We start from the raw sequence: 14,545 nt of genomic DNA on the forward strand, positions 1-14,545 counted from the left end.
TTTGTGTCGAATGAGGCGCAAGCTTCGAGGAGCTCATCCCGCACGTCACGCCAGGCGGATGCCCGGCGTGACGTGCGGCGAGTGAACTCAGTCGCGCGGCTTCTCGCGCAGCTCGTAGGCCTCGATGATGTCGCCTTCCTTGATGTCGTTGTAGGTCAACGTCAAACCGCATTCGAAGCCCTCGCGGACCTCGGTGACGTCGTCCTTTTCCCGCTTCAAGGAGGAGATCGTGACCGTTTCGGCGATCACCACGTTGTCGCGGAGCAAGCGCGCCTTGGCGTTGCGCTTGACCGAACCCGAGGTGACCATGCAGCCGGCGATGTTGCCGACCTTCGACGAACGGAAGATCGCGCGGATCTCCGCCCGGCCGAGCTCGACCTCTTCGTAGATCGGCTTGAGCATGCCCTTGAGGGCCTTCTCGATCTCGTCGATGGCCTGGTAGATCACCGAGTAGTACCGGATGTCCACGCCTTCGCGGTTGGCCAGCTCGGTGGCCTTGCCCTCGGCCCTGACGTTGAACCCGATGATGATCGCGTTCGACGCCGACGCCAGGTTGACGTTGGTCTCGGTGACACCACCGACACCGCGGTCGATGACCCGCAGGCGAACCTCGTCGTCGATCTGGATACCGAGCAGCGCCTCTTCGAGGGCCTCGACGGTACCGGAGTTGTCGCCCTTGAGGATCAGGTTGAGCTCCGAAGTCTCCTTCAGCGCCGCATCGAGATCTTCCAGGCTGATCCGCTTGCGGCTGCGTGCGGCCAGCGCGTTGCGCTTGCGTGCGTTGCGGCGGTCGGCGATCTGGCGAGCGATCCGGTCTTCGTCGACAACGAGCAGGTTGTCACCGGCGCCCGGCACCGACGTGAAGCCGATGACCTGGACCGGTCGCGACGGGAGTGCCGCGATGACATCCTCGCCGTGCTCGTCGACCATGCGCCGGACGCGACCGTAGGCGTCGCCCGCCACGATCGAGTCGCCGACGCGCAGCGTGCCGCGCTGGATGAGCACGGTCGCCACCGGGCCACGGCCGCGGTCGAGGTGCGCCTCGATGGCAACACCCTGCGCGTCCATGTCCGGGTTCGCCCGCAGGTCCAGTGCCGCGTCCGCGGTGAGCAACACAGCTTCGAGGAGAGCCTCGATGTTGATGTTCTCCCGCGCGGAGATGTCGACGAACATGGTGTCGCCACCGTATTCCTCGGCAACCAGGTTGTATTCGGTCAGCTGCTGCCGGATCTTGTCCGGGTTCGCGCCTTCCTTATCAATCTTGTTGACCGCCACCACGATCGGCACGTCGGCCGCCTGCGCGTGGTTGATCGCCTCCACCGTCTGCGGCATGACGCCGTCGTCGGCGGCGACCACCAGGATCGCGATATCGGTGGCCTTCGCACCACGGGCACGCATGGCGGTGAACGCCTCGTGACCCGGGGTGTCGATGAAGGTGATGAGCCGGTCGGTCTCGCCGAGGTGGGTCATCACCTGGTAGGCACCGATGTGCTGGGTGATGCCACCGGCCTCACCCTCACGGACGTTGGCCTTACGGATCGTGTCGAGCAGTCGAGTCTTACCGTGGTCGACGTGACCCATGACGGTCACCACCGGCGGACGCTGTTCGAGATCGTCTTCGCCGCCCGCGTCTTCGCCGTAGGTCAGGTCGAACGATTCCAGCAGCTCACGGTCCTCGTCCTCCGGGCTGACCACGTGCACGACGTAGTTCATCTCGTTGCCGAGCAGCTCGAGGGTGTCGTCGTTCACCGACTGGGTCGCGGTGACCATTTCGCCGAGGTTGAACAAGGCTTGTACCAAGGCAGCCGGGTTCGCGTCGATCTTCTCCGCGAAGTCCGAGAGCGACGCACCGCGGGCGAGCCGGATGATCTCACCGTTGCCGCGGGGCAGCCGAACGCCGCCGATGGCTGGCGCTTGCATGCTCTCGTACTCAGCGCGCTTCGCCCGCTTCGACTTACGGCCACGACGAGGCGCGCCACCGGGACGACCGAACGCACCGGCCGCTCCGCCACGACCACCGGGACCACCCGGACGACCGCCGCCACCGCCACCGGGGCGACCGCGGAAACCGCCGGGAGCGCCACCGGCACCGGGCGCACCCGTGCCTGCACCCGCGCCACCACCGGGAGCGCCGCCGCCGCGGTAGCCACCGCCACCGCCGCCGCCACCGGGACGACCCGCGCCGCCACCGCCGCCGGGACGACCACCGGGACCACCCGGACGACCGGCACCGGGTCCACCGGCACCGCCAGGACGTGCCGCACGAGACGGCATCGCACCGGGGTTAGGACGAGGCGGCATCGAGCCGGGGCTCGGACGCGGACCGCCGGGACGGGGACCGCCCTGGCCGGGCGCCGGACGCGAACCACCCTGCGCCGGAGTACCCGGACGGGGCGAACCCTGAGCCGGGCCGGGACGGGGACCGCCCTGAGCCGGACCCGGACGCGGGCCACCCTGGCCGGGGGCCGGACGCGGCGCGGGACGCTCGGGCGCCGACGAATACGGATTGTTGCCGACCCGAGGGGTCTTCGGACCCGGGCGCGGACCCGAACCACCCGGCCGCGGCGAACCCTGTGCCGGAGCACCGGGACGCTGCTGCTGCTGACCCGGACGCGCGGCGTTCGGCGTCGGGCGCGGCCCGGCCGGTGCCGCGGGCGCGGAGCTCGCGGTCGCCTCGGTGGACGCCGACGCGGCGGGTGCCGGTGCGACTTCCTGGGCGGCGGCCGGCTTGGGCGCCGGAGCCGGGGTCGGACGTGCTGCTGGGCCCGGCTTCACAGCCGGTCCCTCACTGGTACGCGGGGTCTCACGAACGGTTTCCTGCTGAGCTGCCGCGGCCGGGGCGGGCGCGGGAGCCGGCGGACGCGGTCCCGGACGGGGACCGTTTCCTGCGGGCTTCGCGGCCGGACGGGCCGACGAGGACGGGCCGGGGCGTGATCCCGACTTGGTGCCGTTCGCGGGGGCTGATTTGGATGCGAACGACTCACGCAGACGGCGTGCGACGGGAGCTTCCACCGTCGAGGACGCCGACTTCACGAACTCGCCCTGCTCCTTGAGCTGTGCGAGTAGTTCCTTGCTGGTGACACCGAGTTCTTTAGCCAACTCGTGCACGCGGGCCTTGCCTGCCACTGCTCTCCTCACTGAGAGGTCGAGCAGGTGCACCCGTTGTTCAGGGACGGGGCCCGCACGACCTCGGGTTATCTCCGATGGACGTTCATCGTTGGTGCTTCACGGTGTGCTCATGAGTGCTCGTGCCTGTTCTCGAGGTACTTCTCCAGGGCTGAGATATCCAGATTTCCGGACACTCTTAGTGCTCTGCCGAATGCTCGGCGCCGTTCTGCCGCAGTCAGACAAGCCGAGACGGGGTGCAACCAGGCACCCCGTCCGGGAAGTCTGCGCCGCGGATCGGGAAGGATCGTGACGGAATTCGGGCCGTTTCCGGTATCCGTTTCCCGTGCCACGATCCGCAACAGATCGGCGGCCAACTCGCGCTTCCGGCATCCGATACAGGTCCGAATCGGTTGCGCGTGCTGAACCTGTGTCCACTCTACCGCCGACCCGGTCGGATCAACGAACCGCTCCCCCGCGGAAGTTACCAACATGTCATCCCGACGGTCCGATTCGCGACCCGCGATGTCCAACGGACGGTGCGCGGCGTCGGTTCCGGTCAACTCCGGTGCGCCTCCGTCCGCACCGAGCCGCCGCCCATGTCCGGGGCGGCGTCGCTGCGGATATCGATCCGCCAGCCGGTCAGCCGAGCGGCGAGGCGGGCGTTCTGGCCCTCCTTGCCGATGGCGAGCGATAGCTGGAAGTCCGGCACCACGACCCGCGCGGCGCGCGCCTCGGGATCGACGATGGTGACCGACACCACTTTCGATGGCGACAGCGCATTGCCGACGAACGTCGCCGGATCTTCCGCGTAATCGATGATGTCGATCTTCTCGCCGGCCAGCTCGCTCATCACGTTGCGCACCCGCTGTCCCATCGGCCCGATGCAGGCGCCCTTGGCGTTGACTCCGGACACGGTGCTGCGCACCGCGATCTTGGACCGGTGCCCGGCCTCGCGCGCGACCGCGACGATTTCCACCGAGCCGTCGGCGATTTCGGGTACCTCGAGCGCGAACAGCCGCCGCACCAGGTTGGGGTGCGTGCGCGAGAGGGTGATCTGCGGGCCGCGCGGACCACGTGAGACGCCGACGACGTAGCACTTGATCCGGTCGCCGTGCTCGTAGGTCTCACCGGGCACCTGCTCGGCGGGCGGGATCAGACCCTCGGCGCCGTGCAGCTCGCTGCCGATGCGGACAACGATGGTGCCTCGGGCGTTGGCTCTGGCATCGCGCTGCACCACACCGCCGACGATGTCGCCCTCGTGCGTGGAGAACTCGCCGAAGGACTTCTCGTTCTCGGCGTCACGCAGCCGCTGCAGCACCACCTGGCGCGCGGTGGTCGCCGCGATCCGGCCGAAACCCTCTGGGGTGTCGTCCCATTCGGAGACCATGTTGCCGTCGGCGTCCAGCTCGCGCGCCATCACCCTGACCGTTCCGGTCTTCTGGTTGATGTCGATGCGCGCGTTGGGCTGGTGGCCCTCGGTGTGCCGGTAAGCGGTGAGCAGCGCCGACTCGATCGCGGAGATCACGGTCTCGATCGAGATCCCCTTGTCGGCGACGATCGCACGCAGGGCTTCGATTTCGATGTTCATTCCACGATCCCTTCGGTCGGCGAATCGGACGCTGGTACTGATTCGGGTAGTAATTGTGCTGATCCTCGAACATCCGCGGCGTCGACCGCCGGCTCATCATTGTCCTGGCCTGGGACCGGGCGACCGGGGACGACGCCACCGGCGAGTTCCCATTCCTTGGCGCCCGGTTTGGAAAACTCCACCTGCACCACTGCCTCGGCGATATCGGCCAGCGGAACGTGCACCAGGTGCGGCTTGTGCTTGCCGCCGAGCACCAGCGCGACCGTGTCGGCGCCGAGCTCACCCACCCTGGCTTCGAACTTCGCCGATCCGCCCGGCTCGGGTGCTTGCGCACCCTCGCGTAGGTGAACGCGCACCTTGCGCCCGCGCGCGCGACGCCAGTGCCGGTCCGCGGTGAGCGGCCGGTCGACGCCCGGCGTGGTGACCTCCAGAAGGTACGGCGTCTCGCCGAAATCGCCTGCCTCGTCGAACAACTCCGAAAGTTCGGTGCTGAGCGTGGCGATGGTGTCCAAATCGGAAGGGCCGTCGCTGTCGACGGTCACCTTCAGTCGAGCCTGCGCGTCCGCATGCTTGCCGGTCGTCGAAATCTCGACGCCCTCGAGGTCGAATCCTCGGCGTTCGACGAGTCCAGCTACCAGCTGGCTCAGCCTTTCCTCGGTCGGCATCGGCATATGGGGCGGCTCCTGGTTCAGTTGTGACGACGGTGTTGTTTCTAGTGACCTGCAAGCAGTCGCAAGCGGTCGGAATTTTCTACCGAAGGTCTAGCGTAACGCGCCCAGAGAGTGTAAAGGACCAGTGGGCAGGCACTACGCGCGCCACGACTATGCCTGGTCCTGCGGTGCTTCGCGAATCTGGCACGATGGTGCCGTGCCCATCCGCCTTCCCGCGCAGCCGATCGTCCTGCGCACCTCCGACCGGCACCATTCCCGGTTCGCCTTGGACCGCCGCAGCATGTTACGGCTCGCCGGTGGCGGCACGGTCGGCGTCTTCGCGCTAGGCGCGGCCGCAGGCTGTGGCGACGATAACAAGATCTACGAGCCGGATCCGCTTGCCACCCAAGAGGTTCAGGCCCGCGCCGATGCCGCAGCGGCGACCGCGGCCATCGCGCTCGCTCCGCAGCGGCACAGCGCGTTGACCTCGATCGCGACCGAAAGGACCGCGCACGCAGACGCTTTGAAAGCCGAGATCGATCGGCTGGTCGGCGTCTACGGCGACGGCACCAAGCCGGTCCATCGCACCAGGGCGAACGGCCCAGGACAAGACTCGGGCCCGTCCACGGTGGCCTCGGGCACGGCCATCCCGCCGAGCCCGCCGCCGACCGTCGACGCGCTACGCGCTCAGCTCACCAAGTCGCGGCAGTCGGCCGCCGATCTGGCGCACGGCCAGTCCGGCTACCGGGCCGGCCTGCTCGCCTCGATCAGCGCGGCCTGTGCCGTGCACGCGGGGGTGCTGCTCGGATGATCGACGACGAACGCCAAGCCTTGCTCGACGCGCTGCACGCCGAATACGGCGCCGTCTACGCCTACGGTGTGATCGCCGCGTACGCCTCCGCCGAACGCGGTCGCCTCGTCGCCGAGAACACCGCCGCCCACCGTGCCCGCCGGGACACCACGATCGACGCCCTCACGGCGGCCGGCGTCACCGCTCCCCCGCCGGACGCCGCCTATACGGTCCCGTTTCCGGTCAACGACCCGATCCCGGCCGCCCGCCTGGCCGCGACGGTGGAAACCGATACCGCGGTGGTCTGGCGGTCGGTGGTCGAACGCAGCGGCTCCGAGGCCACCCGCCGCATGGGCGTCGACGCGCTGACCGAAAGCGCTGTGCGCCTTGCCACTTGGCAGTCCATTCTGGGCACCAACCCGCCGACGATCCCCTTCCCAGGCAAAGCCTGATATTCGCGAAAAGGCCGGTCCCGCACTGACTGCGGGACCGGCCTTTTCGTTGAAGCACTAAACCTACGGGCGCATTTCGTACGCGCCGTCGTAGGACGCGACCTCGGCCCAGAGACGGTCGAAGCGCGCACGGTCGGCGACCGGCGGACGCAAAGCCGAAGCGGCCCAACCCTGTTGGTCGGGGGTGGCGGAGGGCTTGCCGTAGAGCGTGGTGGCGTAGCTGTTGAAGTCGCGGATCTGGAAGTCGAAGATCTGGTCGAGCAGATCGCGGTCCAAGCCGGTGATCGCCGCCTGCTCCAGGATCAGCTGCCCGTAGACCACCAGCGAGAACAGGTGGCCGATGGTCAGCATGAAGTCCAGGTCCTTCTGCTGGTCGGCGCTTGGCGCTGCGGTGCTCAGCAGCGTGCGCAGCGCCTGGGCCTGCTCGAAGAAGCGGCCGACGTTCGGGATGTCGGCGTGCTTCTCGTAGGCCGGGGTCCAGTCGGCGAACTGCACCTTGCCCGCGCCGCGCGCCGGGCCCTGATGCCAGAAGAACTCGTCGTCGGCGGCGTCCTGGCGGGTGCCGATCTCCGGGTAGTCCTTCGGGTTGAACAGGTAGTTCGGCATGAACTTCAGGATCTGCCCGACGTTCACGTGCACGGTGCCCTCGAGCCGGGGCAGCGTGTTGATCAGCCGCTGCACCTCGGCGAAGTAGGTGTTCTTCTCGAATCCCTTGGCCGCCAGCACATCCAGCAGCAGCGTCATCACCGTCTCGCCCTCGGAGGTCACCTTCGACTTCGTCATCGGGTTGAACAGCAGGTAGCGCCGGTCCTCCAGGCTCGCGCTGCGGAAGTAGTCGACGGCGCGGTCGCTGAACAGCTTCATCGCCACGATGCGGGCGTAGGCGTCGACGAAATTCGTTCGCACGTGCGGGAACTCGGTGACCGGGTTGCCGTAGAGGATGCGGTTGTTTGCGTGCGTGATCGCCTCGTAGAAGGAGTGCTCGACCATGCCGATGCCGCCGTGGCACAGGTTGAACTTGCCGACGTTGACGGTGTTCAGCGCCGCGGAGAACGCCTCGGGTCCGGTGTGCAGGATGTCCGCCGCGCGCACCGGGTAGTTCTCCAAACGGAAGGTGCTGACATACATCTGCTGGTGCACGACGTTGCCGAGCAGTCGGTAGTTCTCATGCCTGCTGTCCGCGGCGAACCACACGTAGCCGTCCGCGCCCTCGACGTCCTCGCGACGGGAGAACACCGAAACCATGCTCGCCACATTGCCGTTGCCGATGTAGTACTTCTCGCCGTTGGCGCGGAACAGGATTCCCGCCTCGGCGTCGGCGCTGCCCGGCTCGCTCGGGGTCAGCACGAGGTCGGTGTTGTAGATGTCGGCGCCGTGCTCACGCTCGGACAGCCCGAACGCCATCACCTGCCCCTCGGCCAGGTCCGCGGCCGCCCGCCGCTTGGCTTCCTCGTTGTCGCTCTGCCAGATGGGGCCGAGGCCGAGGATGGTCACCTGCTCGGCGTACCAGTAGGCAAGGCCGTAGAAGCCGAAGATCTCCGACAGTGCCGCGTTGCGCGCCGCGTCCCAGCGCCGGTTCTCGTCGCCGTCGGCGTACGCGGCCGGGGTCAGGAAGGTCGCGAACAGCTTCTCCTTCGCGACGAAGTCGAGGAAGTCCGCCGTCCACACCGCGTCCGCATCGTCGGCGAGCAGCTGCTGCTTACCCCGCGATTCGAACCACTCGACTGTCGCGCGCAGCAGCCGCCGTGTCTCGGCGTCGAACTGCTGCGGGTCGTAAGTGGCCGGGTTGAACAACAACGCATCGATGCTCGTCATGCCGTTAACTTACCAGCGAGTAATCGCACTCCGGAGCAGCTCTGTCGTACCTCACAGTGCAAATCCCCCCTACGCCACCGTAGGTCCGCCGGTCTCCTTCCACCCTCGCGCAGAAATCCGCACCCTGACTCGGGAGCCGCACCGGGAATAGGGGCATAAAGCCGGTGCGGGTCCAGAGTCAGGGTGCGGATTTTGGTGACGAGGGGGGTTAGGCGCGGACTCTGGCGACGACGGCGGCGACGGCCGAGTCGGCGGGGAGGTCTTCGGCTTCGCCGGTGAAGCGGTCGCGGAGTTCTACCTTGCCTTCGGCCCAGCCGCGGCCGACGACGAGAACCAGTGGCATGCCGAGCAATTCGGCGTCCTTGAACTTCACGCCGGGTGAGGCGGTGCGGTCGTCGAAGAGGACGTCGAGGCCTTGGGCGTTGAGACCGGCCACGACTTCCTCGGCGCCGGCGCGGGCCGCGTCGTCCTTGTTCGCGATGACGACGTGCACGTCGAACGGCGCGACCTCGGCGGGCCAGCGCAGGCCCTTGTCGTCGTGCTGCTGCTCGGCGATCACCGCGACCATGCGGGAGACGCCGACGCCGTAGGAGCCCATGGTCAGGCGCACCGGCTTGCCGTTCTCGCCGAGCACGTCGACGTCGAACGCGTTGGTGTACTTCTGGCCGAGCTGGAAGATGTGGCCGATCTCGATGCCGCGAGACGCCACCAGGACACCGCGGCCGTCGGGCGAGGGATCGCCGTCGCGGACCTCGGCGGCCTCGATGGTGCCGTCGGGGGTGAAGTCACGCCCGGCGACCAGGCCGACGACGTGCTTGCCCTTTGCGTCCGCGCCGGTGATCCAGGCGGTGCCGGTGACGATACGCGGATCGACCAGGTAGCGAACGCCGTTGGCCTGCAATGCCTTCGGCCCGATGTAGCCCTTCACCAGGAACGGGTTCGCGGCGAAGTCGGCCTCGGTGAGCAACTCGACCTCGGCTGGTTCGACGGACGCGCCGAGGCGCTTGTCGTCGACCTCGCGGTCGCCGGGGATGCCGATGCCGACGATCTCGGACTTGCCGTCCGGGTGGCGCAGCTTCACCATCACGTTCTTCAGGGTGTCGGCCGCGGTGACCGGGCGACCGAACTGCTCCGCGATCCCGGCGCCGTTGGCCCAGTCGACCAGCGTTGCGATGGTGGGGGCATCCGGGGTGTCGTGCACGACGGCCTCGGCCTGGCCCTCGAGGGCCAGCGGCGCGGGCGCGGGCGTGACAACGGCCTCCACATTGGCCGCGTAGCCGGACTCGACACAGCGCACATACGTGTCCTCACCGACCGGGCTGTCGGCGAGGAACTCCTCGGACGCGCTGCCGCCCATCGCGCCCGAGGTGGCCGCCACGATGACGTACTTGACGTGCAGCCGCTCGAAGATGCGCTGGTAGGCCTCGCGATGCGCGGCGTAGCTCGCCTTGAGGCCGTCCTCGTCCAGGTCGAACGAGTAGGAGTCCTTCATGATGAACTCGCGGCCGCGCAGGATGCCCGCGCGGGGCCGTTCCTCGTCGCGGTACTTGTTCTGGATCTGATACAGGGTGACCGGCAGGTCCTTGTACGAGTTGTATTCGCCCTTCACGGTGAGCGCGAACAGCTCCTCGTGGGTCGGGCCGAGCAGGTAGTCCGCGCCCTTGCGGTCCTGCAGCCGGAACAGGCTGTCGCCGTACTCGGTCCACCGGTTGGTGGTCTCGTACGGGTCGCGCGGCAGCAGCGCGGGCAGCGAGATCTCCTGGGCGCCGATCGCGTCCATCTCCTCGCGCACCACGTTCTCGACCCGGCGCAGCACCCGAAGGCCAAGCGGCAGCCAGGAGTAGACGCCCGGCGCGATGCGCCGCACGTATCCGGCGCGGACGAGCAGTTTGTGGCTCGGCACCTCGGCGTCGGCGGGATCGTCGCGCAGGGTACGCAGGAAAAGGCGAGAGAGGCGGGTGATCACGGATGCACAGGGTAGTCGCTGGCCGAGCGGTGTTCACAGCGCATTACCGTTATCGCTCGTGCTGGTGCTGCTGCCTCCCTCCGAAACCAAGTCCGACGGTGGTACGGACGTCCCGCTCGACCTCCGCGAGCTGTCGATGCCGCAGCTCACAGCGGTGCGCGACCGTCTCATCGATGAGGTGAGCAAGCTAGCCACCGACCCGGACGCCAGTCGCGCCGTGCTCGGCCTCGGCAAGGGGGCTGACAGCGAGATCGCGCGCAACGCGGCCCTGCGTACCTCCCCCACCCGGCCCGCGCTCGAGCGCTACACCGGCGTGCTCTACGACGCACTCGACGCACCCTCGTTCAGCAAAGCCCAGCGCGCCAAGGCGTACGCGCGCCTCGGCATCGGCTCCGCCCTGTTCGGCGCGGTCCGCGCGAGCGACCCGATCCCCGCCTACCGGCTCTCCGGCGGCTCGAAACTGCCCGGCCTGCCGACCCTTTCGGCTGTTTGGCGCGACTCACTCGCCGACGCACTGCTCGCCGAGGCCGCGGGCGACCTCGTCGTCGACCTGCGCTCGGGCACCTATCAGCAGCTCGGCCGCGTCCCCGGCGCCGTCACCGCCAACGTGCTCACCGAACACCCCGACGGCACCCGCACCGTGGTGAGCCACTTCAACAAACACCACAAGGGCCTGCTCGCCCGCGCCCTCGTCCTCACCCGCGCCGAACCCACCGATGTCCGCGGCCTCGCGAACGTCGCGAGCAAGGCGGGCCTGCGCGCCGAAATCGCCTCGCCCACCGAGCTATTGATCATCACCTGAGCGGCGCCGTCAGTGCACGGTCGGCGTCGGCCCGCGCCATGGCCTCGAATCACGTTCGAGCAGTGGGGGTTCGGACGAGGCTCGGCAGCTAGGCCTAGGAGTACCGCCGCGTGCCCGGTGCTATTGCTCAACTCGAGTCGACGCCCCGGCTTCTCCTTGCTCGACCACGTTCTCCTGCGCGACCTCGGGTTCCGGGCTCTCGACGGTCTCCCGCCGGTCGATGACGTACTGCAACGCTAGCGCGCCGAATACGACTGCGGCACCGGCAATCTGATGCGTATAGAGCACGTCTCCGCGCAGTCCGACACCGAGCCCGACCGCCACCAGCGGCATCAGATAGAAGGCGAGCCCGGCCTGCAACGGTCCGACCGCGCCGATCAACCAGTAGTTGAGCAGGAACGCCACCGCGGTTCCGATTCCCATCGCGACCAGCGAACCGACCACCGCGGCACGGGGATCCATCGGATCGAGCAGCTGCGGCGCGGTGACCACGAGCATCAGCAGACCGGCGACCAGCGCCTGACTCGCCGCCAGCGCGACCTTGGAGTAGCCGAGCGTACTGATCAAATACTTCGCGTACGCATAGGCGACGGCGTAGCAGACGGCGCCGCCGAGGCAGGCGAGTTGCCCCGTCAGCGACGAGTTCGACTGCTCACCCCACGGCGCCATCAGCACGATGATCCCACCGAACCCCAAGACCGACGCGACGACCTCGCCACGACTCCCCTTGTGCCGCAACAACAGCCAGACAACAGGCAGTGACGCCAGCGGCGTGATGCTGTTGTAGATGCCGGCCATGCTCACCGACACGTTCTGCTGACCCCAGGCGAACAACATCCACGGCAACGCCTGCCCGAGAATCCCCATCAGCAGCAGCCGCGCCCAGATACCGACGCCGCGCGGCAGCTGCCGCCGCATCGCCACGCAAATGGCCAGCAGGATGGCCCCACCCAGCCACAGTCGTGCCGCCACGATCTGGGCCGGATTGGCACCACCCAACGCCACGTCGACTAGCAGGAAGTTGGAACCCCAGATAGCCGCCAGAGCGATCAGAGCAAGGCGGCTAGCGGCGAGCACGTCAGCGCCCTTCCCGTCGCCACCGGATACGCGTCGGTGAATATGCGCAGCCCGCCGTCGGCGTACCACGACATGATCTGGCCGTCGAGCCGCGCACGCAGCTCGATGATGTCGACCACCGCTTTCGCGCATTCGTTGAGTTCTTCGTGGCCGACGAAGGAGAATTCGGCGAGCAGATCGAGGGTGACGGCCTCGTGTTCCTCGTCCTCGTTGACACCGGAGTGCGCGGCGATCGGCCTGGAGAACTCCTCCGACAGCTCGTGTTCCTTGCAGCGTGCGAGGAACAGATCGAGGAAGTCGGGTTCCGGTTCCTCCATCGGGAACAGTGTGCTGATGATGCCGAGCGGGAACTGGTAGGCGTGCACGCCCATCGTCGCCATGATGGCCATCGTCGCGGGCAGCGGCTGCATCCGCAGCAGCTGATCCCGGGTGATGCCAACGGCTTTCAGCGACTTCTCCAGCATCCGATCGTGATTGCGTTCGGCCTGATAGAAGGCCATGAACTGCTGCCACACCTCGATGTCGATATCGTCGCGCGCCAGCAGCGGGGCAAGCGCACGCGGGCACAAATGCGTGACGTGCCAGTACTCGATGGCATAGCCGATGATCTGTTCCCTGCTCAGCTTCCCGGACACCAGGGCGTCGCTGAACGGGCTGGTGATGGTCGCCCGCGCCGCATCGGCCGCCCGCTTGAGGTGGCCGTAGGCACCGGCGCCGGTGATTCCGCTCGCCGGATCGACCACGTCCGAGTCGGCGAGCATGCCTTGTTCGTCGAGTGCCTCGAGTACCGCGTCGAACTCTTCCCGGCTGCCGGGGAACTCGGCAGCGAGATCGTCGGCCGATCGGGCGCCGGATGCCAACGACAGGAAGAACTTTCGCGATTCGTCGGCGTGTCCCTCGAGGTATTCGAGCTCGATCCAATGCTTGTCGGCCAGATAGGACAGCCGGATGCCGTCGGCCGTCTCGGTCCGTTCGACCTCGCGGCGCAATGTCGGGCGCCGCAGCATTTCATGGCCTGCCATCTTCAACTCCTGCGGTGGTGGTGACGGATGACGAACCGATCGTGCGCACCAGCGGCCGACCGGGATCGCCGTAATACTCGAGAATTCCGTTGAAGAACTCGGCATAGGCCTCGACGAACAGATGGGCCTTACCGACCAGTCGAGCTTCGGTTCCGACGGGCAGCGGCGGCAGTTCCGCGAAGAACTCCCGGCTCACACTGCCGTGATCATGGCCGGCGTTGACCTTCGCGTGCTGACGCAGCGGCTCGACGAAATGCGCGGGAATACCGGCGGTGGCACATGCGTGCAGGAACGAATCGTAGTAAGCCCCTTCACCTTCGGCCTTTTCCAGGCGTCCTTCGAGAATGCCGATCGTTGCGATGAAGAACAGCGGATCGGTACGCGCCCACCAGGACAGCAATTTGATCAAAGCCGATGTGGTCGACAGCGGACGGGCCGCGACCAGGTCTTGGCGACTGATACCCAAACCTTCGAAGGCGCGCACCACGATATCGTCGTGGCGGTGCTCCTCGTGATAGAAGTCGTTCGCCATGGTGCGGATCGCGTCGCTGCTCGGATAGGACAGGATCGCGGAGTCGAATTCGCTTTCGCGGGAAAGGAAGAACCAATTCTCAAGGCCGAAGCCGTAATACACGTTCGGCGCGACCTTTTCCGGATGATCGAGTATCGCGCGCCAGAACGGGCCGTCGTAGATCAGTTCTTCGAGCAGCCGGTTCACCACGTGTTCGACGCTGCTGAGTACCACCATCGGCGATTCGGCCTCGGGCACCGAGCGGTCGGCGAGCAGGCCGCTGATCTGCGCGGGCAGCAGGATCGTCGCGAGCTTGTCCGGCGCGACGCCCGTCTTCGCCGAGATCTCCGCGAGCGAGGTGGCGCCGTCGGTCGAGCGCAGTACCGCGCCGAGTTGCGCGGCGGTGATATCGCCTTCCGGCTCGACCTCGAATGTCACCTCCCCACTGCGCAATTCGAGGGTATCGGCGGAGGTTTCCGATACCTCCGCCAAGAGCTTGGGCTTGCCCGGGATTGTTCGAGTCACCGCGCCGTCGACCTTTCGTACCAGGAATTCAAGGGGCGGAGGGGGCGCCCCGATACAGGGCCGCCCCATCCTTACTCTGCTGCGAACTCAGAGGTGAACTGCGGTCAGAGCAACAACCTTCGAAGTACGACGAATTTTCATGACAAAACCTCCCCTCGGAGACCATGCGCTAGCGCCAACCGCTGGGTGGGCTGACGCCGAGCGGCTAGCGGAATGTCCGGTTCACCGGACGTCCCAAG

General features: G+C 67.4%; 12 protein-coding genes. 3 read left to right on the forward strand and 9 right to left on the reverse strand.

The window, feature by feature from the left end; translation table 11 throughout:
* Positions 1-87: 87 nt before the first annotated feature.
* The 4 genes from infB to rimP form a co-directional block, all read right to left on the reverse strand.
* Complete coding sequence (gene infB / locus OG203_RS12560) at positions 88-3,126, reverse strand: translation initiation factor IF-2 (protein ID WP_405165826.1); 3,039 nt, start codon at positions 3,124-3,126, stop codon at positions 88-90.
* Between the two features lie 110 nt (positions 3,127-3,236).
* The gene (locus OG203_RS12565; RefSeq protein WP_396992593.1) at positions 3,237-3,596 is read right to left on the reverse strand and encodes a YlxR family protein; all 360 of its coding nucleotides are present in this window, start codon (positions 3,594-3,596) and stop codon (positions 3,237-3,239) included.
* 68 nt (positions 3,597-3,664) lie between these two features.
* Entirely contained in the window at positions 3,665-4,696 is a 1,032-nt protein-coding gene (nusA, locus tag OG203_RS12570; RefSeq protein WP_107658281.1) for a transcription termination factor NusA, read from the reverse strand.
* A complete protein-coding gene (gene rimP / locus OG203_RS12575) occupies positions 4,693-5,367 on the reverse strand; it encodes a ribosome maturation factor RimP (protein WP_405165827.1) in 675 nt (224 codons plus the stop codon). Before rimP ends, nusA begins: the two co-directional genes overlap by 4 nt.
* 196 nt (positions 5,368-5,563) lie before the next feature.
* On the opposite strand from rimP, the gene OG203_RS12580 reads away from it, so the two are divergent.
* Positions 5,564-6,157, forward strand: coding sequence for a hypothetical protein (locus OG203_RS12580; RefSeq protein WP_405165828.1), 594 nt, complete (start codon positions 5,564-5,566; stop codon positions 6,155-6,157).
* Positions 6,154-6,588, forward strand: a complete 435-nt coding sequence (locus OG203_RS12585) for a ferritin-like domain-containing protein (protein ID WP_405165829.1) — start codon at positions 6,154-6,156, stop codon at positions 6,586-6,588. The genes OG203_RS12580 and OG203_RS12585 overlap by 4 nt, the downstream gene beginning before the upstream one ends.
* Positions 6,589-6,651: 63 nt before the next feature.
* On the opposite strand, the gene OG203_RS12590 is transcribed toward OG203_RS12585, so the two are convergent.
* Complete coding sequence (locus OG203_RS12590) at positions 6,652-8,403, reverse strand: acyl-CoA dehydrogenase family protein (protein WP_405165830.1); 1,752 nt, start codon at positions 8,401-8,403, stop codon at positions 6,652-6,654.
* 208 nt (positions 8,404-8,611) lie between these two features.
* A complete protein-coding gene (locus tag OG203_RS12595) occupies positions 8,612-10,369 on the reverse strand; it encodes a proline--tRNA ligase (RefSeq protein WP_405165831.1) in 1,758 nt (585 codons plus the stop codon).
* A gap of 58 nt (positions 10,370-10,427) precedes the next feature.
* Here OG203_RS12595 and yaaA point away from each other — a divergent pair, with 58 nt between their 5' ends.
* Positions 10,428-11,171 carry a peroxide stress protein YaaA gene (gene yaaA / locus OG203_RS12600; RefSeq protein ID WP_405165832.1) on the forward strand — a complete coding sequence of 248 codons (744 nt, stop codon included), beginning with the start codon at positions 10,428-10,430 and terminating at the stop codon, positions 11,169-11,171.
* A gap of 120 nt (positions 11,172-11,291) precedes the next feature.
* On the opposite strand, the gene OG203_RS12605 is transcribed toward yaaA, so the two are convergent.
* The 3 genes from OG203_RS12605 to OG203_RS12615 are packed head-to-tail and all read right to left on the reverse strand — an operon-like array spanning position 11,292 to position 14,306.
* Entirely contained in the window at positions 11,292-12,248 is a 957-nt protein-coding gene (locus OG203_RS12605; RefSeq protein ID WP_405165833.1) for a DMT family transporter, read from the reverse strand.
* A complete protein-coding gene (locus OG203_RS12610) occupies positions 12,221-13,270 on the reverse strand; it encodes an iron-containing redox enzyme family protein (protein ID WP_405165834.1) in 1,050 nt (349 codons plus the stop codon). The genes OG203_RS12605 and OG203_RS12610 overlap by 28 nt, the downstream gene beginning before the upstream one ends.
* On the reverse strand, positions 13,257-14,306 hold the full coding sequence (locus OG203_RS12615; RefSeq protein ID WP_405165835.1) for a hypothetical protein: 1,050 nt from the start codon (positions 14,304-14,306) through the stop codon (positions 13,257-13,259). The genes OG203_RS12610 and OG203_RS12615 overlap by 14 nt, the downstream gene beginning before the upstream one ends.
* Positions 14,307-14,545: the final 239 nt, after the last annotated feature.

The sequence above is a fragment of the Nocardia sp. NBC_01499 genome, from assembly GCF_045040275.1.
In the GTDB taxonomy this organism is placed as follows: domain Bacteria; phylum Actinomycetota; class Actinomycetes; order Mycobacteriales; family Mycobacteriaceae; genus Nocardia.

Excerpts from the sequence above, each read along its gene's own strand:
- OG203_RS12590 (WP_405165830.1), bottom strand. The coding sequence starts at position 8,403 with ATGACGAGCATCGATGCGTTGTTGTTCAACCCGGCCACTTACGACCCG.
- OG203_RS12610 (WP_405165834.1), bottom strand. The coding sequence starts at position 13,270 with ATGGCAGGCCATGAAATGCTGCGGCGCCCGACATTGCGCCGCGAGGTC.
- OG203_RS12585 (WP_405165829.1), top strand. The coding sequence starts at position 6,154 with ATGATCGACGACGAACGCCAAGCCTTGCTCGACGCGCTGCACGCCGAA.
- rimP (WP_405165827.1), bottom strand. The coding sequence starts at position 5,367 with ATGCCGATGCCGACCGAGGAAAGGCTGAGCCAGCTGGTAGCTGGACTC.
- nusA (WP_107658281.1), bottom strand. The coding sequence starts at position 4,696 with ATGAACATCGAAATCGAAGCCCTGCGTGCGATCGTCGCCGACAAGGGG.